At 48.5% G+C, this 25,352-nt stretch carries 23 protein-coding genes, 1 other RNA gene, 1 pseudogene and 1 riboswitch; of the genes and pseudogenes, 12 read left to right on the top strand and 13 right to left on the bottom strand.

Annotation, left to right across the window (positions count from 1 at the left end):
- Positions 1-26 precede the first annotated feature (26 nt).
- Complete coding sequence (locus tag QUE66_RS07245; protein ID WP_286223386.1) at positions 27-1,550, top strand: malonate--CoA ligase; 1,524 nt, start codon at positions 27-29, stop codon at positions 1,548-1,550.
- Here the strand turns inward: QUE66_RS07245 and QUE66_RS07240 are convergent.
- From QUE66_RS07240 to QUE66_RS07220, 6 genes and pseudogenes are all read right to left on the bottom strand, one after another.
- On the bottom strand, positions 1,547-2,365 hold the full coding sequence (locus tag QUE66_RS07240; protein WP_286223385.1) for a sulfite exporter TauE/SafE family protein: 819 nt from the start codon (positions 2,363-2,365) through the stop codon (positions 1,547-1,549). The two genes, QUE66_RS07245 and QUE66_RS07240, sit on opposite strands and share 4 nt — an antisense overlap.
- A 3-nt stretch (positions 2,366-2,368) precedes the next feature.
- Positions 2,369-2,584, bottom strand: a non-coding RNA gene (ssrS, locus tag QUE66_RS07235) — 6S RNA.
- An 84-nt stretch (positions 2,585-2,668) separates the two neighbouring features.
- Positions 2,669-2,899 (bottom strand): annotated as a pseudogene (locus QUE66_RS09285) (cell division protein ZapA); the annotation flags it as partial.
- Positions 2,880-3,119 (bottom strand): hypothetical protein, encoded by a 240-nt coding sequence (locus tag QUE66_RS07230; RefSeq protein WP_108508911.1) that lies wholly within the window; start codon positions 3,117-3,119, stop codon positions 2,880-2,882. The gene QUE66_RS07230 and the pseudogene QUE66_RS09285, both read right to left, overlap by 20 nt.
- A gap of 19 nt (positions 3,120-3,138) precedes the next feature.
- On the bottom strand, positions 3,139-3,675 hold the full coding sequence (locus QUE66_RS07225) for a hypothetical protein (RefSeq protein ID WP_286223384.1): 537 nt from the start codon (positions 3,673-3,675) through the stop codon (positions 3,139-3,141).
- 52 nt (positions 3,676-3,727) lie between these two features.
- The gene (locus QUE66_RS07220) at positions 3,728-5,680 is read right to left on the bottom strand and encodes a TonB-dependent receptor domain-containing protein (RefSeq protein ID WP_286223383.1); all 1,953 of its coding nucleotides are present in this window, start codon (positions 5,678-5,680) and stop codon (positions 3,728-3,730) included.
- A 126-nt stretch (positions 5,681-5,806) separates the two neighbouring features.
- A riboswitch (cobalamin riboswitch) is annotated at positions 5,807-6,010 on the bottom strand.
- Between the two features lie 75 nt (positions 6,011-6,085).
- Between QUE66_RS07220 and QUE66_RS07215 the strand changes: the two genes are divergently transcribed.
- The 6 genes from QUE66_RS07215 to QUE66_RS07190 all read left to right on the top strand — a co-directional run bounded on the left by QUE66_RS07215 (position 6,086) and on the right by QUE66_RS07190 (position 12,692).
- Positions 6,086-6,703 carry a Crp/Fnr family transcriptional regulator gene (locus QUE66_RS07215; RefSeq protein WP_108508908.1) on the top strand — a complete coding sequence of 206 codons (618 nt, stop codon included), beginning with the start codon at positions 6,086-6,088 and terminating at the stop codon, positions 6,701-6,703.
- Positions 6,704-6,887: 184 nt separating this feature from the next.
- The gene (gene oxc / locus QUE66_RS07210) at positions 6,888-8,624 is read left to right on the top strand and encodes an oxalyl-CoA decarboxylase (RefSeq protein ID WP_286223382.1); all 1,737 of its coding nucleotides are present in this window, start codon (positions 6,888-6,890) and stop codon (positions 8,622-8,624) included.
- A 37-nt stretch (positions 8,625-8,661) separates the two neighbouring features.
- Positions 8,662-9,912 carry a formyl-CoA transferase gene (gene frc / locus QUE66_RS07205; RefSeq protein ID WP_286223381.1) on the top strand — a complete coding sequence of 417 codons (1,251 nt, stop codon included), beginning with the start codon at positions 8,662-8,664 and terminating at the stop codon, positions 9,910-9,912.
- Positions 9,913-9,976: 64 nt separating this feature from the next.
- Positions 9,977-10,408: a PAS domain-containing protein gene (locus QUE66_RS07200; RefSeq protein WP_286223380.1), complete on the top strand. Its 432-nt coding sequence runs from the start codon at positions 9,977-9,979 to the stop codon at positions 10,406-10,408.
- A gap of 101 nt (positions 10,409-10,509) precedes the next feature.
- Positions 10,510-11,757 carry a formyl-CoA transferase gene (gene frc, locus QUE66_RS07195; RefSeq protein ID WP_286223379.1) on the top strand — a complete coding sequence of 416 codons (1,248 nt, stop codon included), beginning with the start codon at positions 10,510-10,512 and terminating at the stop codon, positions 11,755-11,757.
- Positions 11,757-12,692, top strand: a complete 936-nt coding sequence (locus QUE66_RS07190) for a methionyl-tRNA formyltransferase (protein ID WP_286223378.1) — start codon at positions 11,757-11,759, stop codon at positions 12,690-12,692. Before frc (QUE66_RS07195) ends, QUE66_RS07190 begins: the two co-directional genes overlap by 1 nt.
- Positions 12,693-12,695: 3 nt before the next feature.
- Here QUE66_RS07190 and panC read toward each other — a convergent pair whose 3' ends face one another.
- The 4 genes from panC to metG form a co-directional block, all read right to left on the bottom strand.
- Positions 12,696-13,565, bottom strand: a complete 870-nt coding sequence (panC, locus tag QUE66_RS07185; RefSeq protein ID WP_286223377.1) for a pantoate--beta-alanine ligase — start codon at positions 13,563-13,565, stop codon at positions 12,696-12,698.
- Positions 13,562-14,416 carry a segregation and condensation protein A gene (locus QUE66_RS07180; RefSeq protein WP_458574702.1) on the bottom strand — a complete coding sequence of 285 codons (855 nt, stop codon included), beginning with the start codon at positions 14,414-14,416 and terminating at the stop codon, positions 13,562-13,564. Before QUE66_RS07180 ends, panC begins: the two co-directional genes overlap by 4 nt.
- A complete protein-coding gene (locus QUE66_RS07175; protein ID WP_108508900.1) occupies positions 14,409-14,597 on the bottom strand; it encodes a DUF3460 family protein in 189 nt (62 codons plus the stop codon). Before QUE66_RS07175 ends, QUE66_RS07180 begins: the two co-directional genes overlap by 8 nt.
- A 67-nt stretch (positions 14,598-14,664) precedes the next feature.
- Complete coding sequence (gene metG, locus QUE66_RS07170; protein ID WP_458574871.1) at positions 14,665-16,323, bottom strand: methionine--tRNA ligase; 1,659 nt, start codon at positions 16,321-16,323, stop codon at positions 14,665-14,667.
- Between the two features lie 126 nt (positions 16,324-16,449).
- Here metG and QUE66_RS07165 point away from each other — a divergent pair, with 126 nt between their 5' ends.
- The 3 genes from QUE66_RS07165 to QUE66_RS07155 are packed head-to-tail and all read left to right on the top strand — an operon-like array spanning position 16,450 to position 20,142.
- Positions 16,450-17,268: a formate dehydrogenase accessory sulfurtransferase FdhD gene (locus QUE66_RS07165; RefSeq protein WP_286223374.1), complete on the top strand. Its 819-nt coding sequence runs from the start codon at positions 16,450-16,452 to the stop codon at positions 17,266-17,268.
- A gap of 48 nt (positions 17,269-17,316) precedes the next feature.
- Positions 17,317-17,883: a dCTP deaminase gene (dcd, locus tag QUE66_RS07160; RefSeq protein ID WP_286223373.1), complete on the top strand. Its 567-nt coding sequence runs from the start codon at positions 17,317-17,319 to the stop codon at positions 17,881-17,883.
- A 6-nt stretch (positions 17,884-17,889) separates the two neighbouring features.
- Positions 17,890-20,142, top strand: coding sequence for an arginine/lysine/ornithine decarboxylase (locus tag QUE66_RS07155; protein ID WP_286223372.1), 2,253 nt, complete (start codon positions 17,890-17,892; stop codon positions 20,140-20,142).
- Between the two features lie 10 nt (positions 20,143-20,152).
- On the opposite strand, the gene argH is transcribed toward QUE66_RS07155, so the two are convergent.
- A complete protein-coding gene (argH, locus tag QUE66_RS07150) occupies positions 20,153-21,580 on the bottom strand; it encodes an argininosuccinate lyase (protein WP_286223371.1) in 1,428 nt (475 codons plus the stop codon).
- A 53-nt stretch (positions 21,581-21,633) separates the two neighbouring features.
- On the opposite strand from argH, the gene hemC reads away from it, so the two are divergent.
- Both hemC and QUE66_RS07140 read left to right on the top strand, forming a co-directional pair.
- Positions 21,634-22,563 (top strand): hydroxymethylbilane synthase, encoded by a 930-nt coding sequence (gene hemC, locus QUE66_RS07145; protein ID WP_286223370.1) that lies wholly within the window; start codon positions 21,634-21,636, stop codon positions 22,561-22,563.
- A gap of 4 nt (positions 22,564-22,567) precedes the next feature.
- Entirely contained in the window at positions 22,568-23,407 is an 840-nt protein-coding gene (locus tag QUE66_RS07140) for a uroporphyrinogen-III synthase (protein ID WP_286223369.1), read from the top strand.
- Here QUE66_RS07140 and QUE66_RS07135 read toward each other — a convergent pair.
- A complete protein-coding gene (locus QUE66_RS07135) occupies positions 23,355-23,945 on the bottom strand; it encodes a chorismate--pyruvate lyase family protein (protein ID WP_286223368.1) in 591 nt (196 codons plus the stop codon). The genes QUE66_RS07140 and QUE66_RS07135 overlap by 53 nt on opposite strands.
- 12 nt (positions 23,946-23,957) lie before the next feature.
- Entirely contained in the window at positions 23,958-25,280 is a 1,323-nt protein-coding gene (locus tag QUE66_RS07130; protein ID WP_286223367.1) for a DEAD/DEAH box helicase, read from the bottom strand.
- Positions 25,281-25,352 lie beyond the last annotated feature (72 nt).

Genomic DNA, 25,352 nt, shown 5'->3' with positions numbered 1-25,352 from the left:
TTTGTATTCGTAGTCAAGGGTTTTGAGTGAACTTATACGCATTATTAGAGTCTGGCTTTCCTAAAAATCGCGAGGACTGTGCACTAGAAACCCAAGACGGACTGTATTACTCGTGGCGCGATCTCGATCGCGCCACGGCCATGATGGCAAATCTTCTCAAGAGCTTGAAGTTACCCCAAGGCTCACGAGTTGCTGTCCAAGTTGAAAAATCCCCAGAAGCACTTTTCTTATATCTGGCCACTCTACGTGCCGGGTATGTGTACTTACCCTTGAACACGGCGTATCAAGAGTCTGAGATTCAGTATTTTCTAGAGAATGCAGAACCAGCCGTTGTCGTTTGCAGTTCCAAGAACTTTTCTTGGATTTCAAAGATTGCATTTAAGAGCGGCACTCAAAATGTATTCACCCTCGATGAGAATCGGACCGGATCACTTTTAGATCGCGCTGCTCAGTGTTCCGATCAATTTAAGACCGTTAAAAAAGCCGACGACGAACTAGCTGCTATTTTGTACACCTCCGGTACTACAGGTCGCAGTAAAGGTGCCATGCTCACGCACGGTAACCTGGGTAGTAATGCCCTGGTATTAAAAGAGTTTTGGGGCTGGAAAAAAGGTGATGTCCTTTTGCATGCTCTGCCCATTTTCCATGTGCACGGATTGTTTGTTGCTGCCCATGGCGCTTTATTAAACGGCAGCAAAATGATTTGGTTGCCTCGTTTGGATACTGCACAACTCATTAAGCATTTGCCACGCTCAACCGTCATGATGGGCGTGCCAACATTCTATGTACGCCTTCTGCTGGATCCGAACTTTAATCAGAGCGTCTGTAAAAACATGCGCCTCTTTGTTTCAGGCTCCGCACCTTTATTAACTGAGACCTTTAATAATTTCCAGAAAGTGTCTGGTCATACTATTCTTGAGCGCTATGGTATGAGTGAGACTGTGATGTTGGTCTCTAATCCGTATAAGGGTGCCAGAGTTGGGGGATCCGTTGGCGTTCCTCTTCCTGGAGTTGAGGTTCGTGTCGTGAATGAATCCGGATCACTCTGTGATGTCAACGAGATTGGTGCCATTGAAGTGCGCGGTCCGAATATATTTAAGGGCTACTGGCGCATGCCTGAGAAGACCGCTGAGGAGTTCACTAAAGACGGTTGGTTTAAAACGGGTGATGTGGGTCGTTGGGGCGGTGAAACCAGTGCCGGTAAAGTGCCTGATCACTATCTTTGCATCGTGGGTCGCAATAAGGATTTAATTATCTCGGGTGGCTACAACGTCTATCCAAAAGAAATTGAGAGTTTTATTGATGATATGGATGGGGTTGAGGAAAGCGCAGTGATTGGGATTCCGCATAAAGACTTTGGTGAGGCGGTCATGGCTGTGGTCGTTCCAAAGCCAGGCGCCAAACTCAATAGCCAATCGATGATCGATGCTCTCAAGTCAAAGATTGCAAACTTCAAAGTTCCCAAGCGGGTTGAAATTGTCAACGACTTACCCCGAAACGCCATGGGTAAGGTCCAAAAGAACGTATTGCGCCAGCAGTACAGCCATTAAGCGCCAAGCGCTTTATGGGCCTCATTGAACATAAAGAGCGCCAAGAACATTAGCATTACCCCAAAGACTCGCTTGAGTTGAACGACATTGAGCTTGCGAGCTAATTTTGCTCCAAGTGGGGCAGTAAAAATACTCGTTGCTACGATGCAGGCAACGGCCGGTAGATAAATGAAGCCAAAAGATCCTGCCGGTAAGTCGGGCCGACCAAAGCTACCAAATACGTAACCCAAGGTTGACGCAAGCGCAATCGGAAAGCCGAGCCCCGAGGAGGTTGCCATTGCGACATGGGGACTCACATTGCACCAGATCATGAATGGCACGGTGACAAAGGCGCCACCGGCACCTAGTAAGCTCGATAGCCCTCCGGAGAAGGCGCCATAAGAGAATAAGCCGACCTTACCAGGTAGCTCACGTTCCGGCTTGGGCTTTTTGTTGATGAACATCTGAATCGAGGTGTACACAATAAAGATGGCAAAGAAGAGGGAGAGCCAGCCAGTATTGAATGCCTCAAATAGTTCGCTACCTCCTAAAAAACTCCCCACAATGATTCCGGGGGTGAAGCCCGCAACCAGTTTCCAGTCAATTGAGCCATGGCGATGATGCGCCCGAATGGCTGACAGTGAGGTAAACAAAATGGTGGTCATTCCAGTGGCAATGGCCATATGAACAATGATGTCTTGGCTAAAGCCCTGGTGATTAAAGACAATGATCATGAAGGGGACCAAAATCATTCCCCCGCCAATCCCAAGCAGACCCGCTAAGAACCCTGCACAGGCTCCGCAAACCAGCAGGATTGCAATATCAGTCAGAAACATGCAAGGATCCCCGCCTTGGTCGCTAGACCGTCATCCTGAACCCTAAAGTTCAAGGTGGCACGGTAGCAATACTTCGGGTGCATCAAATGACTCAGGGAGTATCGGACTAGCCCACACTGTAAATCGATCAGACGCTCGCGCCCATACTGCAATACCCGTTCCGTATGCTTACGCATCGGTTCAAGGAACTATTGGCCTTGGCGCACCAGGCAGGGAAAGTGTTTTGATCAGGGAATCGACTTGCTGTTCAAGCGCATTGACTTCCTGCTCAATCAAAGTCAGTTGTTCGGGGTCAACCTTGGGGGCGTTGGCTGCTTGTGCCAAAGATTGCTGAGCTTGAATCAGGTCACCCGCTAATTTAATGGCCGCCATCATGGCTGCCCGTTCAATACTTTTATTACCACTGGCTAGAGCTAACTTAATCTGTTCATCTACTAAGGTGCAGGCCTCGCGAAGTAATGGCTCATGATCGCTTGATGTAGCTAGCGTGATTTTATGGCCAGCAAGGCTCACTTCAATGCGTTGTTGGGTCATGGTCTTTATCGATGATTGCGTTATCGCCTAACAGGTTCATTTGGCGAGAATCACTTTGTTCTGGCAGGCGCTTTAGGATGTGCTCAATACGCTTTTGGGCATCCTCAATTTTTGACTCAAGGGCAACGCGATCGTTTCGTAATGCCTCAACAGAGGCATTCACCATTTTTAACTTCTCAGAAAGGCGTCGGAGCGTTTGCTCGATGGAATCTTGCGACATAGACAAGATCGTATCAGAACTAGGCTAATTTCTTTTTAGAGGTCTCGGTCACCAGATAAAACGCTAACGAGGCAACCGCAACGTAGCAGAGGGTGAAGAACAAATTACCAAAGAAATAGGTTCCAAACAGTTCAGCAAATCCTGCAAGCGAAGCATTGCTCTTTTGCAGATAAAAGGCCCCACTCGAGATCAGCTCACAAACGGCGACACCACCAATTAGAGCCACAACAAATTGACCAATTTTGAAGCCTTGTTGTTCGTAGTGTTGCCGTAACCACCGACCGGCTAGCCAAAGTGCCAAATATGCAGGGACCAAGGCTGCATAGGCAACATTAAACAGGTAATTACCCATCGCCAAGTAGTCGATTACAAAAGCCTGAACCAAAATGATCACAAAGAGAATGGGGCTCAATAAAAAACCAAGCATGAAGGCGATTGCCCAGGTGGCATCCGGCAAGCTCATCATCGAGGCCACGTGCTGACCTCGGGTAGCCCACAAAATCAAGGAAAAAACCACTGCAATCCCTACAGTCTGTTTGGTCGAAAGATTAAACATGTTTCCTCCTTGAGTAATAAACCTATTTTAGACCTAAATTAGCACAAATCCTTTATTTCATGGCGTACCGAACCCCGACAAAAAGGTTTGATCCTGGGGTGTTGTAACCATAAGATAGTTGGTAATCCTTATTGAAGATATTGTTCCAGCGACCAAAGATCGACCAATCTTTAGCGAACTCGTAATCTGCAAACACGTTAAATAAAGCATATCCACCCATTGCAGCTCCAGCAGGATAGCTATCAAACCGCCTTCCTACAAACGTTCCTTCTATACCGGACTTGAGATTACGCAGTTTGTAATCAATTCCAGCGTTACCAAATTGTTTGGCTCGTTTAGGTAAAACACTTCCAGAAGATTCATCCACAGGATTTTGTTGATCAAAAGAACCGCGAAATGAAATGTTGCCAGATCGAAACGCGCCACCAATCGATAAACCGGTAATTTTTGCTTCACCGATATTTATGGCGCAGCCACTACTTCCGAATCCCGGTGAACACTGACTGGTATTAATGCTGCCAGATCCTTGAATTAGGTTAGTGATCGTATTGGTATAGGCAATCAAGCGCGCATCAAATTTTATTGATTCATAATGAATTCCGGCTTCGGTATTTTTACTCTTCTCGGCCTGAATATTGCTATTTCCATAACCTGGATAGTACAAGTCGTTAAACGTTGGCGCTCGGAAGCCTGTTCCGTAATTAATATTGGCCCTTAGTTGCTTTGTAAAAAAATAGCCGTAAGAAATTCCCCCCGTGTTCTGAGATCCATAACCCGTAATATTGTCATTTCTAAAAGATGCATTTGCAAGATGAGCCCCACGTTTTAATTGGTAAAGCCCTGCTAGAGAATTTGTATTTCGTGTCTGCGAAAACTGTTCCCTAGGTAAAGGCCAGCTGGAGTTGTAATTCAAATCGTCAGAAAATACATTCTGACTTCGCCTTTCTGCCAATAACTGCAAAGTATCTTCACCAACTTGTATATCGTTTTGCCACGTGTAAATATTTTGCTTAGTGTTGTAAAGTGAGTTGTAAAACAAGTTTTGTCCTGAATCATACGATTGAGAAACTTGAATATAACCTTTCCATACGTTGGTAATTTGATTATTTGAAAATATGGCAAAACTACTTGTGCTACCAATTGATTCTGCCAATTGACTGGGTGTAGCAGATGCTTGTGATTTCAATCGACTTGCAAAAAACTGAATTCCTAATTCTTGGCCACGACTAAATTCTAGGCTTAGTTTCCCTGTCCCGCCATCTCTTGTGTAGCCCATATTTTGAGTGGTATTGTAGGTAGACCGAAAGGGCATATTAGTCGCTATTAAATTGAATCCAGAAGAAACTTCCTGAGTTGCACTTAGAGAGTATTTAACCTGGTTATCCTTTCCAGCTCTGCCAAAAATTCCGGCCTCTGAAATAGTTGTTCCATAAGTACCATAGCCAGTTGATGCCGATGCCTGAAAGGGTCCTTCACCAGTTTTAGTGAAAATTTGAATGACGCCGCCGATAGCATCTGATCCATAGAGACTGCTCTGCGGCCCAAAAATAATTTCGATACGATCAATAATTGCCAAGGGAATAGCTGACCAAGTTGGGCCGCCGAGGAAACCTGCTTCAACTCTAACACCATCAATTAAAAGCAAGCTTTGTTGATTGCTCGTCCCGCGTAAGAAAACGCTTGCGCCAGCACCACCACTTCCACTTGCGCCAGTTATTTCCACCCCCCTTTGTCGCTGTAATAGCTCCACTAGACTCGTTTGCCCCGCATCAGCAATTTCCTCGGGACCAATGAAGACGTAGTCGGCTAGAACATCGTTGGCTCGCGTAGGGGTGCGAGTTGCAGTGACAATCACTGGATCCATTGGATTATTGGCCGTACTGACCGAGACACTGCTGCTTTGAGCAAATGTAGTTGGGTTACTGAAAACAAGGGTTGAGGCGAGGGTGAGAGCAGATAGGCGCCAACGGTTCTTGGCTCCGAAAGAGTTGCGGCAAGGTTGCATGATGAATCCCAAGTTGTAATGCCTGCCAACCTCCCCGTTAGCGGGCGATACAGAATTCGGAATAGGGATGAGCGTCAATGAGGGCGTGCGAGGACCCTATATTGGCGCGCGAAGGTCCCCGTTCACGAAGTTCCACCTGTCTTGGCCGGTATCCGGGCTGGTGAACTTTAGATTTGGCCTTCCCATGCATTGACACACAGTGGCTTATCAAACCATAGCGCTAAAAAACTAGCGCATTCACTTACCGTTGCGGGGGCAGCACACGTTTGGGTAGTGTTTCCCGTTTAACCCAAATGCAGGCATTTGGGCACCATGACAGCCCTATATTACCCTATCTGCGACTAGGAATAACCCGAATATCTAAAGTTGGAAGGCTTACAATAAGAGGTTCAAGTACATATTTCAATGACCATACTAGACAGACATCCAGAGAAAAATCTAATTCGCTTGCAGCTAAGCCAAAACATTGTCCTGCGCAATCTAGATCCGGGCAGCATGGCTGAATTAGAGAGCTCCTTAGAGATCTCGGATCTTAAGAAATCCGAGATCTTATTGCGCCAAGGTAACTATCAAATGGAGCAGTACTTTGTTCTCGATGGAATCTTGAAGCGCATTGTGTCTAGTGCTGATGCAAAAGAAATGATCTTGCGCTTTGCAATTGAGAAAGATATTGAAACCAGCTACGCTGCTTGGCGCTTACAGCGCGCCGCTCCATACAGCATCGCTTCGGTTACTAAGGCTAGAGTTGCACGGATGCCGCTTAAAAAGTGGGCTGAGTTTTTAGAGAATCATCCAAAACTGAAAGAAAGTTTTGAGTTTGAGGTAATGCGTCTCATGAGTGAAATCATGGCGCACACCATTACCTTGCACATGCTCGATGCCCCGGGTCGGGTCGAACGATTTTTACGGAAGTATGAAAACTTGTTCGATGTTTTGCCCAAGAAAGAATTAGCGGCCTATCTCAATCTTTCGCCCGAAACTCTAAGTCGTTTAAAGAGCAAACATAAAGAGCTATTTATATAAAATAAAAGGGTTTTTTGGGGGATTGAGTAGGCTCTAACCCTAGGTTTTTATTGGATTTTAGGGGAAATTGACGAAAGTCAATGCTGAAGCTATCTATGAGTCCTAAGATTCGTCTCAGTTCAACTGAGACTCTTTTATGGAGGCGATGTTGAAGACAACTAATCCCACGGAGAGAGACAACGTTATGTTGACAGCTACGAAAGAGCATTCTGCCAATGTCGCTGCAGAAGATACCCCATTAACCGACGGTTTCCATTTGGTGATCGATGCCCTCAAGGCTAACGATATTGACACCATTTTTGGACTGGTTGGTATTCCCATTACCGATTTAGCACGTCTAGCCCAGGCTGAAGGAATGCGCTTTATTGGATTCCGTCACGAGCAGCATGCAGGTAATGCTGCAGCGATTGCGGGTTACATGACCCAAAAACCCGGTATTTGCTTAACGGTGTCAGCCCCCGGATTCTTAAATGGTTTGACTGCTCTTGCGAATGCAACCACCAACTGCTTCCCCATGATCTTGATTTCTGGATCGAGTGAGCGTGAGATTGTGGACTTGCAGCAGGGTGATTACGAAGAGATGGATCAGCTCAATGCGGCTAAGCCCTATGCCAAAGCTTCCTACCGGATTAACAAGGCAGAAGATATTGCCATTGGTGTCGCACGTGCGATTCGTGCTGCGGTATCGGGACGTCCAGGCGGCGTGTACCTCGACTTGCCTGCACAATTACTAGGACAGAGCATTCCAGCTCAGAAGGGACAAGAATCATTGTTCCGTGTGATTGACGCTGCACCGAAGCAAATTCCTGCACCAGACGCAATCAAGCGCGCTATCGATGTGTTGAAGAATGCTAAGCGCCCATTGATTCTGTTGGGCAAAGGCGCGGCTTATGCGCAAGCCGATCAAGAGATTAAAGATTTGGTTGAGAAATCGGGCATTCCTTATTTGCCAATGTCCATGGCCAAGGGTTTATTACCCGATAACCACCCACAGTGCGCATCCGCAGCGCGTTCATTTGTGTTGGCAGAAGCCGATGCGGTGATGTTGGTTGGTGCCCGCTTAAATTGGTTATTGGCTCACGGTAAAGGTAAAACTTGGGGCAATCATTTGAAGAAATTTATTCAGATTGATATTGCGCCGACCGAAATCGATAGTAACGTTCCGATCGCAGCACCTGTCATTGGTGATGTTGGTTCGTGTGTGACTGAGATCTTGAAGCAAATTGCAAACGTTCCCAAGCCCAGCGCTGAGTGGATTAATGCAATCAACGAGAAAAAAGAGAAGAACATTGCCAAGATGGAGGAGACACTCTCCAAGAACCCATCGCCTATGAACTTCCACAGCGCATTGCGTGCAATTCGCGAAGTGGTGAAGGCCAATCCCGAAGTCAATATCGTGAACGAAGGTGCCAATACGCTTGACTATGCCCGTAGCATCGTCAATATGTACAAGCCACGTAAGCGTTTTGACTCCGGAACTTGGGGCATTATGGGTATTGGTATGGGTTACGCCATCGGCGCCGCAGTGGTAAGTAAGTTACCGGTCATTGCGATCGAGGGTGATAGCGCATTTGGATTTAGCGGCATGGAACTCGAAACCATCTGCCGTTATAACTTGCCAATCATCACGGTGGTATTTAACAATAACGGCGTTTACCGTGGTACTGATGTGAACCCCACGGGTGGCTCTGATGTTGCGCCAACCGTGTTTGTGAAGAATGCCCGTTACGACATCATGATGGAGGCGTTTGGTGGAGTCGGATATAACGTCACCACCCCTGAGGAGTTGACTGATGCATTGAACAAGTCATTAGCTTCTGGCAAGCCCACCGTCATCAATGCTGTGATCGATGAAACTGCCGGTACTGAGAGTGGTCGTTTAACCAACCTCAACCCAGCTTCTACTGCAACTAAGAAGTAATCATTAATTGATATAAAGAGTCCAAAGGAGATTCAAGATGAGCAAACCACTAGACGGAATTCGGATTATCGATTTCACCCACGTACAAGCAGGCCCTGCTTGCACCCAATTGCTTGGCTTTTATGGTGCCGACGTCATTAAAGTAGAGCGTCCCGGCTCTGGCGACGTGACCCGCAGTCAGTTGCGCGATATTCCGGATGCTGATGCTTTGTACTTCACGATGCTCAATGGTAACAAGCGTTCCTTAACCTTGGATACCAAAACTCCTCAAGGTAAAGAAGTGCTCGAGAAGTTGATCAAGGTTTCTGACGTAATGGTTGAGAACTTTGGTCCTGGTGCCTTAGATCGCATGGGTTTCTCATGGGATCGCATTATGGAATTGAACCCCAAGATGATCTTGGCTTCCGTAAAAGGTTTCTCTGACGGTCACTCCTATGAGGATCTAAAAGTGTATGAGAACGTGGCTCAGTGTGCTGGCGGTGCTGCATCGACCACCGGTTTCTGGGACGGCCCCCCCACCGTATCTGCTGCCGCATTGGGCGATAGCAATACCGGTATGCACTTGGCGATTGGTATTTTGACTGCCCTCATGCATCGTCAAAAGACCGGTAAAGGTCAAAAAGTGGCTTGCTCAATGCAAGACGCTGTATTGAATCTCTGCCGTGTGAAGTTGCGTGACCAGCAGCGTTTGGATCGTGTTGGCTACCTCGAAGAGTACCCACAGTATCCTCATGGCAAATTTACTGATGTTGTGCCCCGTGGCGGTAACGCCGGTGGTGGCGGACAGCCTGGCTGGGTCTTAAAGTGCAAAGGCTGGGAAACCGATCCAAATGCCTATATCTATTTCACGATTCAAGGTCATGCTTGGGAACCAATCACCAAAGCTCTCGGTAAGCCAGAGTGGGCAACTGATCCAGCCTATATGACTGCGCAAGCTCGTCAAGATAAGATTTTTGACATCTTCGCAACCATTGAAGATTGGCTCAAAGATAAGACCAAGTACGAAGCGGTTGATATCTTGCGTAAGTACGATATTCCATGCGCACCCGTACTCTCGATGAAAGAGATTGCTGAGTCACCTGATTTGCGTGCCAGCGGTTCCATCGTGGAAGTGGATCACAAAGTACGCGGCAAGTACCTGACAATTGGTAGCCCCATTAAGTTCTCCGATCTGAAAGTTGAAGTGAAGCCATCCCCAGTTTTGGGTGAGCACACCGATGAAGTTCTATCGGATCTTGGCTACAGCAAAGACCAAATTGCTCAGTTGCATGCGGCAAAAGCGGTTTAATCGTATTGGCTGTTAAGCAATGGCGCCTGCGGGCGCCATTTGTTTTTCAGAGGAGGCATGAAATATGAAACATGAAGTCGATCTTCATCAACTCATTAATGTGATTGGCGATGCTGTCGTGGTGTCCAATGTGGCAGGCAAAATCACTCTTTGGAATCGTGCTGCCGAAGAGATGTTTGGATATACCGCCGCAGAGGCATTAGGACAAAACCTTGACATCATTACCCCTGAGCGATTTCGGGCACGTCATTGGGAAGGCTATCACCACTCGATGGAAACGGGCACCACAAAGTACGGAAAGCAAACCCTGCGAGTGCCAGCTATTCATAAAGATGGGCATGCCTTGTCAATCGCATTTACGGTTGCCATGCTGCATGATGAGCATCATCAAGTAAGTGGGGTAGTTGCGGTGATTCGGGATGAGACCGTACGATTTTTGGAAGAAAAAGAGCTTAAAAAGCGTCTGATCGAGCTGGAATCGAAGCCAGGGGCTTAATCCAGCGGCTGTCCCAGATTAGGCTGGATCGCCATTTTTAGCCAATACCAGCACTGGTAAAATGGCTTTCATCATATTTTCATACTTTTTAGGACTTTTTTATGGCTAAAGCACTTGAGGGGGTTAAGATCCTCGACTTTACGCACGTTCAATCTGGGCCCACGTGCACCCAGTTACTCGCTTGGTTTGGAGCAGACGTCATCAAGGTGGAGCGCTCGGGTGAGGGCGATGCAACGCGCAATCAGCTTCAAGATATCCCTGATGCCGATAGCTTATATTTCACGATGCTCAATCACAACAAGCGCTCGATTACCGTGAATACCAAAACACCAGAAGGTAAAGATATTCTGGAGCGTCTGATTAAGCAGTGTGATGTCTTGGTTGAGAACTTCGCTCCAGGCGCTTTGGATCGCATGGGATTTACCTGGCAGCGCATTCAAGAACTCAACCCTCGCATGATCATGGCTTCGATTAAAGGATTTGGACCAGGGCCTTATGAGGATTGCAAGGTGTATGAGAACGTTGCGCAATGTGCGGGCGGTTCTGCATCAACTACGGGTTTTGATGATGGCCCACCCATGGTAACGGGTGCGCAGATTGGTGATAGTGGAACTGGTTTGCACTTGGCGCTTGGTATTGTGACCGCACTTTATCATCGCACCCACTCTGGCAAGGGGCAAAAGGTCGATGCTGCCATGCAAGATGCGGTTCTCAACCTTTGCCGCGTCAAGCTCCGTGACCAACAGCGTTTGGAGCGTAATGGCACGATGCAAGAGTATCCACAGTTTCCCAATGGTAAGTTTGGTGATGCAGTGCCTCGCGCGGGCAATGCATCTGGTGGTGGCCAGCCCGGTTGGATTTTGAAGTGTAAAGGCTGGGAAACTGATCCTAATTCCTATATCTATATCGTGGTTCAAGCAGCTGTCTGGGAAGCCATTTGTAAAGTGATTGGTCGCGAAGATTGGATTACCGATACTAATTACGCGTCGCCCATGGCGCGCTTACCACGTCTGATGGGAATCTTTGCAGAGATTGAGAAGTGGACCATGACCAAGACCAAGTTCGAGGTGATGGATATTCTCAATCAATATGATGTGCCCTGTGGCCCAATTCTCTCGATGAAAGAGATTGCTGAAGAGCCTGCTTTGCGTGCCACTGGGACCGTGGTCGAGGTCGATCACCCCATTCGTGGTAAGTATTTGACTGTTGGTAATCCGATCAAACTATCGGATAGCCCCACCGAGGTTACTCGTTCCCCCCTATTGGGCGAGCACACCGACGAGATCTTGCAAGAACTTGGCTTTAATATCGATGATCTAATTGATTTACGACACAAGAAAGTCATCTAATGCGCATTGCACTAATTGGCAGTCAAGATTTTGGTAAAGCCGCACTTGAGGCTTTTCTAGAGCGTGGGGATGAGGTGGTGGCTGTGTTTTGTCCACCCGATAATCCGAAAGCCACTAAGCCCGAGATCCTAAAGGAGACCGCTTTGGCCCGGGGCCTCAATATGCTCCAGTTCCCAAGTCTCAAGGGGCCTGAGGCTGCCAATGCAATGCGCGATAGCAAGGCTGATATTTGTGTGATGGCCTATGTATTGCAATTTGTACCCCAGGATTTAGTGAAGATTCCTCGGTTTGGCACGATTCAGTATCACCCATCACTGTTGCCAAAATACCGTGGTCCCAGCGCTATTGGTTGGTCGATTGCTTTGGGCGAAACCAAAACCGGATTAACGATCTTTCGACCCTCAGATGGTTTAGATGAGGGTGAAATCATTTTGCAAAAGGAAGTGCCAATTGGTCCTGACGATACCCTGGGTCAGGTGTACTTTAATCATCTCTTCCCATTGGGGGTAAAGGCATTATTGGAAGCAGCTGACCTCGTAGCGGCCGGCAAGCATCAAGAGATTGTGCAAGATGAGTCGCAAGCAAATTATGAAGGGTGGTTTGACCAAGCCGCCGCTCGGATTCATTGGTCAAATCACGTCAGCCAAATCTATAACTTGATTCGGGCATGCAATCCAGCCCCAGGTGCATGGACTGCGCTTAATGGTGAGAAGGTTCAGATCTATGATGTGCGCAAGCATGTCACCCCGACCTTCGGATCGGTTAAGGGTAAGCCTGGCGAAGTGGTTGAGGTTAGCTCAGACTCGTTTAAGGTGGCCTGCCATGGCGGCCAGATCGAGGTTCTGAAAGCCAAAGTTGGAAAAGGTTCCAAAGTCTCTGGCTCTGAGTGTGCCAGTGCAGCCGGTATTCAAGTCGGCCAGTTCTTTGACGCTTAAACCTTAGATCTCGAGATTATCAATCAGGCGGGTCTTGCCAAGTTTGGCGGCTGCCAAAATAACGAGTTCTTTCTTTGCCAGTAAATCATCATGGCTGGGTGCTAGCAAATCGGCGCGTTTACGAATCGCGATGTAGTCAGGTTGCCAGCCACGTTGTGTCAGGGCACTGCTAGCCTTCTTTTCCAGATCACGCAGGGATTGATCTAGAGGTTTCGGGCTACTAGCCCGATGAATGGCATCTAAAACCTCTAACCGTAGTTGTTGCAGACTGGCTTGCAAATGCGGGGCCTCAGCGCGCTCGGCATCACTGAGATAGGCATTGCGCGAAGATAGTGCCAAGCCATCATCAGCACGAATGGTTTCGCCAGCGACAATCTCAACGGGCAAGGCAAATTGATGGGCCATCTGGCGAATAATCATCAATTGCTGGTAATCCTTTTTGCCAAAGACCGCAACGCGCGGCTGAACGCAGGAGAATAGTTTTAGGACAACGGTACAAACCCCCTTAAAGAATCCTGGACGGAACTCGCCTTCCAAAATATCGCCCAACTGCTTGGGTGGATCCACACGGTATTCCTGTGGCTCGGGATACAAGACCTTCTCAGTGGGGGCAAAGAGTACATAAACCCCTTCCTTTTCAAGCTTCTCGGCATCCGCCTCTAGAGTGCGCGGGTATTGATCAAAATCTTCATGAGGACCAAATTGCAGGCGATTTACAAAAATACTGGCAATTACTGGATCACCGTGCTGCCTTGCAATGCGCATTAAGGAGAGATGCCCTTCATGCAAATTACCCATGGTAGGAACAAAGGAGGCACGATTTTGGCCGCGCAACTGGTCGCGCAGTTCTTGAATATCGGTAACAATCTTCATGCGCTTGGTGTATAGGCTAGTCGCACGTAGATGGGCGCGTAGGGCTCGGCTTGCGTGATTTCAATGAGAGATTCACGGGAGAGTTCAAGCATCGCAATGAAGTTCACCACAATCACGGGGACACCATTACCAGAACGAATGGCATCCTCAAATAGCTCGCTGAATTCGACAAAGCGGGTGTTCTGTAAGCGCCGCAGAATGCGCGTCATGAAGTCACGAACCGATAACTGCTCGCGTGTAATAGTGTGGTGTTGATTAAGTTTGGCACGGTGTAAGACATCACGCCAGGCCATCTGTAAATCTTCAAGGTTCACCTCGGGCCACGTGACTGCAACACTGGTATCGACATAGCCATGAGCCACCTGAAAGTCACGACCCACTTGCGGAATGCGATCAAGTTCTTGGGCAGCTAATTTCATGCGCTCGTATTCCAGTAAGCGCCGTACTAGCTCAGCGCGTGGATCTTCGACCTCTTCATCACTGTCTGCTTTTTTCATGGGCAGGAGCATGCGCGATTTAATCTCAATGAGCATCGCTGCCATCAGGAGATACTCGGCCGCCAGTTCAAGATTGTGATGACGGATTTGGTCGATATAACTGAGGTACTGCTGCGTGACCTCGGCCATTGGAATATCGAGGACATTGAAATTCTGTTTACGAATTAGATACAGCAGCAAATCCAGTGGACCTTCGAAGGCTTCTAGAAAAACCTCCAGAGCATCTGGTGGAATATATAAATCATTTGGTAACTGAAACAGCGGTTCGCCATACAGCTTGGCAAAGGCAGAGCTTAAGCCATCAATTTTTTCTTCTGATGGACCATTGGGGAGCGGCTCGAGCTCCTCAGTCATTGCCATATACGTAGGCGCGTTGCTTGACTTTAGCCAGTTGGTTGCGTCGGATCTCTTCGGGGCTCAGTGCAGGCTTATCCCACAATAGGGCACGACCTTCACGCTGCGCTTGTTCCAGATGGGGATTTTGAGACTTGAGTTTTTCTAAAAACAAGGTGGCTTGAGATTTATATTTCTTCATAAAATCAATAATTTAGCTAATAAAACAAATTCCAACACCCTTCATTATTAACGATTTTTGGGGAGTCTTAGCGATTTAATTGGAGGAGAGTCTCGACCTGGGTTGGCTCAACCCGGGTCATTAAATGACGATAAGGTTTGATGGCCATGTCGCTCTTTAATGATTTGCGGATATCTTGCCATTGCATGGGCTCAATCGATAAAAATTCTTCAACTTGAGTAACAAGATTTGGCAAGACAGGCTTTAAATACAAGCTCAAGCGACGGAAAGATTCTAGGATGACGCTACACACTTCATGTAGTTTGCTTGACCCTTGGGGATCCTTGGCAAGCTCCCAAGGCTTGTTCTCATCGACGTAGGCATTGACCAGATCCGCGAGCTCCATGATTTGACGTACTGCTTTTGCAAATTCGCGAGATTCATAAAAATCTGCGATTGAGTCACTTGCATTGGCAATCGATTCTAGTAATGGATGCGTCATCGCTGCATCCGTAACTCGACCCTCAAAGCGTTTGACTAAAAATCCAGCGGTGCGACTAGCAATGTTGATGTACTTCCCCAAAAGATCACTGTTAACGCGTGCCACAAAATCTTGGAGGTTTAGATCCAGATCCTCCATGGTCGCATTCAACTTCGTTGCAAAGTAATAGCGAAACCATTCTGGATTAAGACCAGCTTCAATCACACTATTGGCAGAAATAAGTGTGCCACGTGATTTACTCATCTTCTCGCCATCCACGGTTAAAAATCCGTGAGCAAAAACATTGGTGGGTGTGCGATAGCCTGAAAAGTGCAAGGTCGCAGGCCAAAAGAGCGTATGAAAATACAAAATGTCTTTACCAATGAAATGGTATTGCTCGGTAGTGCTATTGGGCTTAACCCAGTTTGCAAAATCAAGGCCTCGTTCCTTGCAATACTTTAGGAAGCTCGCGTAATAGCCAATGGGAGCATCAAGCCATACATAAAAATATTTACCGGGCGCGTCGGGGATTTCAAAGCCAAAGTAGGGCGCATCACGCGAAATATCCCAGTCACCTAGTTTGCTATCCCCCTCGGTGCCCACCCACTCTTTCATCTTGTTCTTGGCTTCAATCTGTAGCGGGGTTTTTACTTGGGTCCATTCGCGTAAAAATGCTTCACAACGCGGATCGGATAGTTTGAAAAAATAATGATCCGAGACCTTACGAATTGGCGTAGCACCACTCACCACGGAGTATGGATTCTTGAGATCGGTGGGCGCATACGTGGCGCCGCATTTCTCGCACGAGTCGCCATATTGGTCAGCAGCTCCACATTTAGGGCAGTTGCCTTTGATGAAGCGATCAGGCAGAAACATTTCTTTCACCGGATCGTAGGCTTGCTCAATCGCCCGCTTTTCAATCAATCCTGCCTCTCGCAACTTCAGATAAATTTCCCGAGATAGCTGCTCATTCTCAGGACTATCGGTGGTGTAGTAATGATCAAAGGAGATCAGAAAGTGATCAAAATCCCGCTTGTGTTCATGCCACACCTTGTCGATTAGCTCTTTGGGAGTAATTCCTTCTTTTTCAGCTCGTAGCATGATTGGGGTACCGTGGGTATCGTCGGCACCGACGTAATGCACCTCATGGCCACGCATTCTTTGGAACCGAACCCAAATATCCGTCTGAACGTATTCCACGAGATGTCCAATATGGATTTGGCCATTGGCGTAGGGTAGGGCGGAGGTGACGAGCAGTTGACGCATATCAATCATTCTTATTAAACATTGATTTTAGACTGCGGTTAAAGTGTATGGTGAGATACCGTGGGGTATCGATGATGGACAAAGATCAGACCGCCGATGAGTAAGACTTCGCAATCCACTATTGCAATGACAAACGCTTCTGTACCCGTGGTTCATGAGGTGGCGATTATTGATGAGTTAGGACGCCAGAAAACTACTTTTATTCCAGGCGAGCGCTCCTTGACCATCTACTTGGATAAGCGCGAAGTGGTGACACTCATGACCTTGGGTGCCGCGCCTGAGGCTTTGGTCTTGGGATATTTACGCAACCAACGACTTGTGGAGTCGGCTGAGGATATTGAGAGCATTCAGGTTGATTGGGAAACCGACTCAGCGGCGGTCAAGACCCGCAGAGCCACAGTCGATATTGATGCAATCACCAGTAAGCGTGTCGTGACCACGGGCTGTGGCCAAGGCACCATGTTTGGTGGGTTAATGGAGGATATGGCCCAGATTCGGCTACCAGACGGCCCTAAGCTTCATCAGGCGGCGATTGTGGATCTCTTGGAGCAAATCAGGGCTCATGAAACCATCTACAAGAAAGCGGGCTCTGTGCATGCCTGTGCGGTATTTGAGCGTGCTGGGGACGATCGGGTCAGACTCTTGCATCTGATTGAGGATGTGGGCCGGCACAATGCAGTTGACTCCATTTCGGGCTTACTTTGGTTGGCTAAGCGCCAAGGTGAGGACCTCATCTTTTTTACGACCGGGCGCTTAACTTCGGAGATGGTGATCAAGGGGGCTCAGATGGGTATTCCCTTTTTGCTGACCCGTTCCGGGGTTACGCAGATGGGCTTGGAGCTGGCCAAAAAGACCCATTTAACCTTGCTCTCGCGCTGCTCTGGTAAGCACTTTGAGATCTATAACGCCCCAGAGCGTGTGGTTTTTCAGACACCCTCGACCTGAAAGCGAGGGTTTGTGTCCACTTGGGCACGAAAGTCTTACAATCCCGCCATGACTATTAAATCTGACCATTGGATTCGCCGGATGGCCGAGGGGGGCATGATTAGCCCCTTTGAGCCCGGCCAAATTCGGACGAACGCCGCAGGGCAAAAAATTGTGAGTTATGGCACATCAAGTTATGGCTATGACATTCGGTGCGCGAATGAGTTCAAGATCTTTACCAATATCAACAGCACGATTGTGGATCCGAAGCAATTTGATGAAAAGTCATTTGTGGATTTCAAGGGTGATGTCTGCATCATCCCCCCTAATTCCTTCGCCTTGGCAAGAACGGTGGAGTATTTCAAGATCCCTCGCAATGTGTTAACCATTTGCGTAGGCAAGAGTACCTATGCGCGTTGCGGAATCATCGTCAATGTCACACCGTTTGAGCCCGAGTGGGAAGGTTATGTCACCTTGGAGTTTTCGAATACCACTCCATTGCCAGCCAAAATTTATGCGGGCGAGGGTTGCGCTCAAGTCCTTTTCTTTGAGAGCGATGAAGTATGCGGTACCTCTTACAAAGATCGTGGCGGTAAGTACCAAGGCCAACACGGCGTTACGTTACCCAAAACCTAAGCCATCATGAAATTTCGTTTCCCGATCATCATCATTGATGAAGACTTTCGCTCCGAGAACATTTCGGGTTCTGGTATTCGTGACCTTGCAGTTGCGATTGAGAAGGAAGGAATTGAGGTGATTGGTCTCACCAGTTATGGTGATCTCACCTCATTCGCGCAGCAAGCCTCGCGAGCATCATGCTTTATTTTGTCGATTGACGATGAAGAATTTGATGCTGTTATCGACTCTGAAGACAGTGATCTGCCAGCGATTACCAATTTGCGCTCTTTTGTCGTCGAAGTGCGTAAACGCAATGAAGATATTCCGATCTTTTTGTATGGTGAGACCCGTACATCGCGCCATATTCCCAACGATATTCTGCGTGAGCTGCATGGCTTCATTCATATGAATGAAGATACGCCGGAGTTCGTGGCGCGCCATATCATTCGTGAGGCTAAGGTCTATCTTGATTCCTTAGCGCCCCCGTTCTTTCGGGCGCTCACTCACTATGCCTCCGAGGGTTCGTATTCCTGGCATTGCCCGGGGCACTCAGGAGGCGTTGCCTTTTTGAAGAGCCCTGTTGGTCGTATGTTCCATCAATTTTTTGGTGAGAACATGTTGCGCGCCGATGTCTGTAATGCGGTGGAAGAGTTAGGTCAGCTCTTAGATCACACCGGACCCGTAGTGGCCAGCGAGCGCAATGCCGCACGTATCTTCAATGCAGACCATTTGTTTTTTGTCACTAATGGCACATCGACCTCGAACAAAATTGTTTGGCACTCGACAGTGGCTCCGGGCGATGTGGTTCTAGTCGATCGCAATTGCCATAAATCGGTGATTCATTCGATCATGATGATGGGTGCGATCCCAGTATTTTTGATGCCCACCCGTAATCATCTTGGCATTATTGGGCCTATTCCAAAAGAAGAGTTTGAGTGGGCCAATATTCAGAAAAAGATTGCGGCTAACCCCTTTATCAAAGATAAAAATGTTGTGCCAAGGGTCTTAACCATAACCCAGAGCACCTATGACGGGATTGTCTATAACGTTGAGATGATCAAGTCCATGCTCGATGGTAAGGTCGATAGCTTACATTTCGATGAAGCATGGTTACCGCATGCAGCTTTTCATCCTTTTTATCAGGACATGCATGCGATTGGTCAGAATCGTAAACCTCCACAAAAGAGTTTGTTGTTCTCAACCCAATCAACCCATAAATTACTCGCTGGCTTATCGCAAGCCTCCCAAGTCTTGGTGCAGGATGCCCAGGAGCGCAAGCTTGATCGAGATTGCTTTAACGAGGCCTACTTGATGCATACCTCGACCAGTCCTCAGTACGCGATTATTGCCTCATGCGATGTATCGGCAGCCATGATGGAGTCACCCGGTGGCACCACCTTGGTTGAAGAGTCGATTGCGGAAGCCTTAGATTTTAGGCGTGCGATGCGTAAGGTCGATGAGGAGTTTGGCTCTGACTGGTGGTTTAAGGTTTGGGGCCCAGATCATTTGGCTGAAGAGGGCATTGGAACGCGTGACGATTGGATTTTGGAGCCCAACGCCTATTGGCATGACTTTGGTCCTTTGGCCAAGAACTTCAATATGCTTGATCCGATCAAGGCAACGGTGGTTACTCCGGGCTTGGATATTGAAGGTAATTTTGGTGAGATTGGTATTCCGGCAAGTATCGTGACCAAGTACCTGGCCGAGCACGGCGTGATCGTTGAGAAGACCGGGCTCTATTCATTCTTCATCATGTTCACGATTGGTATTACTAAAGGGCGTTGGAATACTCTCGTGACCGAGTTGCAACAGTTCAAGGATCACTTTGATAAGAACCAACCCCTGTGGAAGGTGCTGCCTGAGTTTGTTGCTAAGCACCCCCGTTACGAACGCGTGGGACTACAAGAGATTTCTGCGCAAATTCATTCTTTTTATAAGAGCCGCGATGTAGCCCGCATGACCACTGAGATGTACCTCTCGAATATGGAGCCAGCGATGATTCCAGGCGACGCCTGGAGCAAGATGGCCCATAAAGACATTGACCGAGTACCGATTGATGAGCTTGAGGGTCGCATTACCGCCATGCTGGTAACACCATATCCCCCGGGCATTCCACTGCTGATTCCGGGTGAGCGCTTTAATAAAGCGATTGTGGATTACTTACGCTTTGCACGTGACTTTAACCAACGGTTCCCGGGCTTTGAAACCGATATCCATGGCCTAGTTAAAAATGCCGATGGCAATAACGGTTACTACGTCGACTGCGTGCGTGCTTAACGAGTTTTAATTACTTCTTTTTCAGGGCGGTGCGGGCACGTTTAATAGCTGCAATGACCTGTTTGGGGGCAGTACCTCCCAAATGATTGCGGGCACCCACTGAACCCTTAGGGGTTAATACCGCAAACACATCCTGAGTAATTAACTTAGATTTGGTGTTTAATCTGCAAGCCTTAATGAGCTCTGCCAGAGTGAGATCGCTTAAAGCACAATCTTTCTCAACGCAGCGTTTGACTGCATGAGCAACCGCCTCATGCGCATCCCGAAATGGCAATCCTTGCTTAACCAAGTAATCGGCCAGATCCGTAGCGGTTGCAAAACCCTCTTCTGCTGCGTATTCCATTGCGGCTTGATTAACCTTGATGTGAGGGACCATATCCGCAAAAATTTGGATCGTTTGGCTAACTGTATCGACGGCGTCAAAGAGAGGCTCTTTATCTTCTTGATTATCTTTGTTATAGGCAAGAGGCTGCCCTTTCATGAGGGTGAGAAGAGCAATCAAATCACCATTCACCCGCCCGGTCTTGCCACGGGCTAACTCAGGGACGTCGGGATTTTTCTTCTGCGGCATGATTGAGCTGCCGGTACAAAACCGGTCTGGCAAATCAATAAAACCAAAGCGTGGGCTGAGCCACAAAATCAACTCCTCAGATAATCTGGAGACATGCATCATGAGGATTGCAGCGTTTGCACAAAACTCAATTGCGAAATCACGATCAGACACTGCATCGAGCGAGTTTTGGCAGACTCCATCAAAACCCAGGGTTTTGGCAACACGGGCCCGATCAATCGGATAGCTGGTACCAGCCAGAGCGGCGGCACCCAAAGGCAATTGGTTCACTCGCGCACGGCAATCGACCAAGCGCTCTGCATCACGGGTAAACATCTCGTAGTAAGCGAGCAGATGATGGCCAAATGTCACGGGTTGAGCTACTTGCAGATGGGTATGACCCGGCATGATGGTATTGGCGTGTTGCTCCGCCAAGTTGAGAAATGCCTCGCGTAAACGTGTGAGGTCACCCAAAATTAAATCAATTTCACTTCTTAGCCATAAACGAATATCGGTGGCAACTTGATCATTGCGTGAGCGGCCAGTATGTAGACGTTTGCCCGCATCCCCGATCAATTTGGTAAGCCTAGCTTCAATATTGAGGTGAACATCTTCAAGGGCTAATTGCCAATCAAAGCGTCCAGACACAATTTCTTTTTCGATCTGGGCCATGCCCTTTTGAATGGCCATGAAATCAGCCTTCGAAATGATTTTCTGGGCAGCCAGCATCTCGGCGTGGGCCAGAGATCCGGCAATATCCACAAGGGCTAGCCGCTGGTCGAAGGCCAGTGAGGAAGTGTAGTGCTGAACTAGGGAATCGACGGGTTCAGCAAAGCGGCCAGACCACGCTTTGGATTTATTGGCTAAAGAATTTTTGGATGAGCTCATAAACACAGTATATTGTGTGTCGTAACAGTTTATTTTAATTCTGAAGTTGCCCTATGAGCCCAACGCGTTTAGTTATTGCCTCTCGTGAGAGTAGGCTTGCCATGTGGCAAGCCGAACATGTTCAAGCATGCCTTAAAAAGTTGTACCCCAGCTGCGAGGTCATCATCCTAGGAATGACCACCAAAGGCGATCAAATCTTAGACCGCGCCCTCTCTAAAGTGGGGGGCAAAGGACTCTTTGTAAAAGAGCTGGAAACCGCTCTAGAAGATGGTCGCGCTGATCTTGCCGTGCACTCATTAAAAGACGTGCCGATGGTGATGCCAGAGGGCTTTGATCTTTCATGCATCATGGTGCGCGAGGACGCGCGCGATGCCTTGGTATCCAATGACTATGCCAGCTTGGCTGAGTTACCCGCAGGAGCAGTGGTCGGTACCTCAAGCTTGCGGCGTGAAGCGATTATTCGGAGTCAGTATCCTCATTTACGGGTTGAGCCATTGCGCGGTAATTTAGATACGCGGATGGCGAAGCTGGACCGCGGTGAATACCAGGCCATTATTCTGGCTGCCGCTGGCTTAAAGCGCCTAGGGATGGGTGCTCGCATTAAAGCACTGTTGCCTTATGATCCCCATACCCCAGCTGCTGGCCAAGGGGCATTAGGCATTGAAACCTTAAGTGCACGCCCTGATGTGAAAGCCTGGCTGGCGCCTTTAAATGATTTACCAACCGCTCTCGCAGTGACCGCCGAGCGGGCGGTATCACGTAAATTGGGTGGCTCGTGCGAGGTGCCTCTGGCGGCTCACGCACAATGGCAAAACCCGCAAGAGCTCTCGATGCGCTCCTATGTGGCCAGTACTGATGGTCGGCAAATTTGTTTGGCTTCTGGTTCGCGTGCGATCAGCAATTATCAAGAAGCGGAAGCATTTGGCCTGGCGATTGCTGATGATCTGATTGCGAAGGGGGCGGCAGCCTTATTGCCGCACTAAATCTGTGAAGGGGTTTGAACCGGCGATCATCGTAACCCGACCGACCGGTCAAGCACGCCGCTTAACTGAATTAATCCAAGCAGCTACGCAGGCAGTTTATCCATCGGTGCGGATGGTGAGTCTTCCCTTGCTGACGATTATTCCAAAAAATGATTTCGCGCTCCTAACGCAATTACGCACAGCCTTACAACGCTCAACACTGATCATTTTTGTGAGCCCCAATGCGATTGAGTGCGCCATGCGAGCCGTTGATGATGCGAACTCGTCTTGGGGGCAATTAGTGAATCCTGGAGTAAAGATTGGGGTGGTGGGGCAGAGCAGTCAAGAGGCGCTGATCCGGCACGGCCTAACCAAAGCATCCATCTTGGTTCCCGCCCACGATGAATCGGACTCTGAGGGTCTATGGAGGGTCCTTCAATCCAAGATCACTGACTGGCCTAAGGAATCTGTTTTGATTATTAAGGGAGAGGGGGGTCGTGAGACCCTAATCGAGCAATTGCGTTCAGTTGGCGCTGGGCTTGAGATCGTATCAATTTACTCGCGTGTTCCATTAGATCTTGCTAGCCCATTATGGCAGTCGTGCACCGAACTTGATCCACTGCATACGTTGTGGACCTTAACCTCGTCTGAGGCGGTGCGGCATTTGGGTGAGCGCTGTAAAGAGGTCAACCGAATTCCAAGACTTGCGATTGAGAATAGCTCGGCTTTGTGCAGTCATGCCAATATCGCATATGCAGCTCAGCAAATCGGTTTTAGAAATATCTCGGTTTGTGAGCCGCGGGACGAGTCGATTAGTCAGTCTGCGGCAGCTTGGTTAGTAGAGCAGGTAAAAAGATTTCCATAACCAGTAGAGGGTGACCGTTGAGTTGGTAGAGTGTGCGTCTGGCCCAAACGCGTTTGGGGAGATCCGCATACCGTCGTTGGCAGGCTTTCCACTCTGGATGATGATGGTCCAAACGAACAATTTGCCGAATGGGGCGAAAGCGCCCTTTGAGAACTTTGGCAAATAAAACGGCACCCAAGGGTTTATGACCCAATTTCAGAATCGTATGGTTACTGCCAATCGAACTTGTGATGGGCAATACGCTACGCGCCATCACAATTGGCTCACCCTGATCGCACAGCAAAATCTCACGAACCCGCGAGCGATGGATTGGGCGTCGAAAGAATTTTTTTTCGGATGCAACTAAATTTTGTTTGCCATCGGCAAGGATTTGTAATTCAAGGTGGCGATCTTCGGGATAGTGAAGTGCTTTCTCGAGTTTGCGTGTGAGCGATCCAGTATCGCTTAACCATTCTTGTAATGCCAATGGAGCACCCAAGGGTGCTCCATGGTCAAGTTGATGCCAGGTCGATGGGGAGCGAGACTTCCGCCACAACATACAAGGCGCTAATTAGTGCTGACGTGTGCTATTTTGAAATGAGCCAGTACGTGAACCAAAGCGCGGCCCTGAACTTTTACGCGCCTGACCCCCAAACTTGGGTTTAGTGCGTTTGGCAGCTCCAGGGCGATGATTAGGTTTATGTGAGCTTGGTTTTTGTTGAGGCTCAAGACCTGCAATTTCAGCAGCAGCCATGGGTTGCTGAGTAAATCGCTCAATCGCTCTAATCTTCACGCGATCACGATGCTCGGCTAGTGTAATGGCAATGCCATTGCGTCCAGCACGACCAGTACGACCGATACGGTGTGTATAGTCCTCTGGTTTCATGGGCAGACCAAAATTGATCACGTGACTGATTCGGGGCACGTCAATTCCACGCGCAGCTACATCAGTGGCGACCAAAATCCGGGTTTGGCCTTTGCGTAATGAATCGAGGCGACGGTTGCGAACGGCCTGTGGCATCGCGCCATGCAAGGCGCTCGCTTGATAGCCATTGGCACGCAAGGTGTCAGCAATCTTTTCGCTTTCTACTTGGGTGCTCGCGAAGACAACTGCTTGATCGAGCTCGGGGTCGGAGAGCAGGTGCTCCAACAGGCGATGCTTGTGCGCCATGTTGTCAGCCCAATGAAGTTTCTGGGCGATATTGGCATGCGCTTCACCAGCATGGGCAAGCTCGATCCGTTTGGCGTCTTTTGTGAGGTTTGACGCTAGGCTCATGATGCGCGGGGCAAACGTTGCTGAGAACATGAGTGTTTGAGAACGACCTTTGCAACGCTCATCAATTGCCTCAAGATCTTCAGCAAAGCCAAGATCCAACATGCGATCAGCCTCATCGACCACCAGGCACTCAACTTGATCTAAGCGAATGGCGCGTGAGTTAAATAAGTCCAGTAAGCGACCTGGAGTCGCTACCACTAAGCTTGCCCCCTTAATCGCTTGGATTTGCTTGCCGTAGGGCATACCACCCATGATGGTGGCAATCCGTAGGCTCTTGATACCGCGCGCCAGATTAATCGCATCGGTGGCAACTTGTTGCGCTAGTTCGCGGGTTGGACACAAGACCAAGATCTTGGGCTGAGCGCGACCAGGTACAGGGCTACCATTGGGATTGGCAAGAACAAGTTGATGAAGAAGTGGCAATAAAAAAGCAGCAGTTTTACCGCTTCCAGTTTGGCTGCTCACCAATAAATCGCCGCCCTCGAGGGCCGCAGGAATAACCTGTGCTTGGACGGGGGTGGCTTGTGTATAGCCCAGCGCCTCAATGTTCTTGAGTAAGGGCGCAGCTAAGTTCAATGAAGCAAATGAATGGTTCGTAATTTCAGCAGAATGTGACATGCAATACCCATCCTCTTATAGGATGGTCTCCGGTTGTGCGCCAAGTTTATGTAAAGGCGCGATGGTCAAGGG

The sequence above is a fragment of the Polynucleobacter sp. HIN6 genome, from assembly GCF_030297575.1.
Taxonomy (GTDB): domain Bacteria; phylum Pseudomonadota; class Gammaproteobacteria; order Burkholderiales; family Burkholderiaceae; genus Polynucleobacter.
The sequence above is the reverse complement of the archived record's forward strand: the minus strand, read 5'-3'. Positions and strand labels throughout refer to the sequence as shown.

Bases quoted from the DNA above. Each gene is read 5' to 3' on its own strand.
- QUE66_RS07175 (WP_108508900.1), bottom strand. From the start codon at position 14,597: ATGAAGAAATATAAATCTCAAGCCACCTTGTTTTTAGAAAAACTCAAG.
- QUE66_RS07180 (WP_458574702.1), bottom strand. From the start codon at position 14,416: ATGACTGAGGAGCTCGAGCCGCTCCCCAATGGTCCATCAGAAGAAAAA.
- QUE66_RS07190 (WP_286223378.1), top strand. From the start codon at position 11,757: ATGCGCATTGCACTAATTGGCAGTCAAGATTTTGGTAAAGCCGCACTT.
- QUE66_RS07165 (WP_286223374.1), top strand. From the start codon at position 16,450: ATGACAAACGCTTCTGTACCCGTGGTTCATGAGGTGGCGATTATTGAT.
- QUE66_RS07130 (WP_286223367.1), bottom strand. From the start codon at position 25,280: ATGTCACATTCTGCTGAAATTACGAACCATTCATTTGCTTCATTGAAC.
- QUE66_RS07240 (WP_286223385.1), bottom strand. From the start codon at position 2,365: ATGTTTCTGACTGATATTGCAATCCTGCTGGTTTGCGGAGCCTGTGCA.
- QUE66_RS07225 (WP_286223384.1), bottom strand. From the start codon at position 3,675: ATGTTTAATCTTTCGACCAAACAGACTGTAGGGATTGCAGTGGTTTTT.
- QUE66_RS07215 (WP_108508908.1), top strand. From the start codon at position 6,086: ATGACCATACTAGACAGACATCCAGAGAAAAATCTAATTCGCTTGCAG.
- argH (WP_286223371.1), bottom strand. From the start codon at position 21,580: ATGAGCTCATCCAAAAATTCTTTAGCCAATAAATCCAAAGCGTGGTCT.
- QUE66_RS07135 (WP_286223368.1), bottom strand. From the start codon at position 23,945: ATGTTGTGGCGGAAGTCTCGCTCCCCATCGACCTGGCATCAACTTGAC.
- oxc (WP_286223382.1), top strand. From the start codon at position 6,888: ATGTTGACAGCTACGAAAGAGCATTCTGCCAATGTCGCTGCAGAAGAT.
- metG (WP_458574871.1), bottom strand. From the start codon at position 16,323: ATGCGTCAACTGCTCGTCACCTCCGCCCTACCCTACGCCAATGGCCAA.
- QUE66_RS07200 (WP_286223380.1), top strand. From the start codon at position 9,977: ATGAAACATGAAGTCGATCTTCATCAACTCATTAATGTGATTGGCGAT.
- hemC (WP_286223370.1), top strand. From the start codon at position 21,634: ATGAGCCCAACGCGTTTAGTTATTGCCTCTCGTGAGAGTAGGCTTGCC.
- frc (WP_286223379.1), top strand. From the start codon at position 10,510: ATGGCTAAAGCACTTGAGGGGGTTAAGATCCTCGACTTTACGCACGTT.
- dcd (WP_286223373.1), top strand. From the start codon at position 17,317: ATGACTATTAAATCTGACCATTGGATTCGCCGGATGGCCGAGGGGGGC.
- QUE66_RS07155 (WP_286223372.1), top strand. From the start codon at position 17,890: ATGAAATTTCGTTTCCCGATCATCATCATTGATGAAGACTTTCGCTCC.
- QUE66_RS07230 (WP_108508911.1), bottom strand. From the start codon at position 3,119: ATGTCGCAAGATTCCATCGAGCAAACGCTCCGACGCCTTTCTGAGAAG.
- frc (WP_286223381.1), top strand. From the start codon at position 8,662: ATGAGCAAACCACTAGACGGAATTCGGATTATCGATTTCACCCACGTA.
- panC (WP_286223377.1), bottom strand. From the start codon at position 13,565: ATGAAGATTGTTACCGATATTCAAGAACTGCGCGACCAGTTGCGCGGC.
- QUE66_RS07220 (WP_286223383.1), bottom strand. From the start codon at position 5,680: ATGCAACCTTGCCGCAACTCTTTCGGAGCCAAGAACCGTTGGCGCCTA.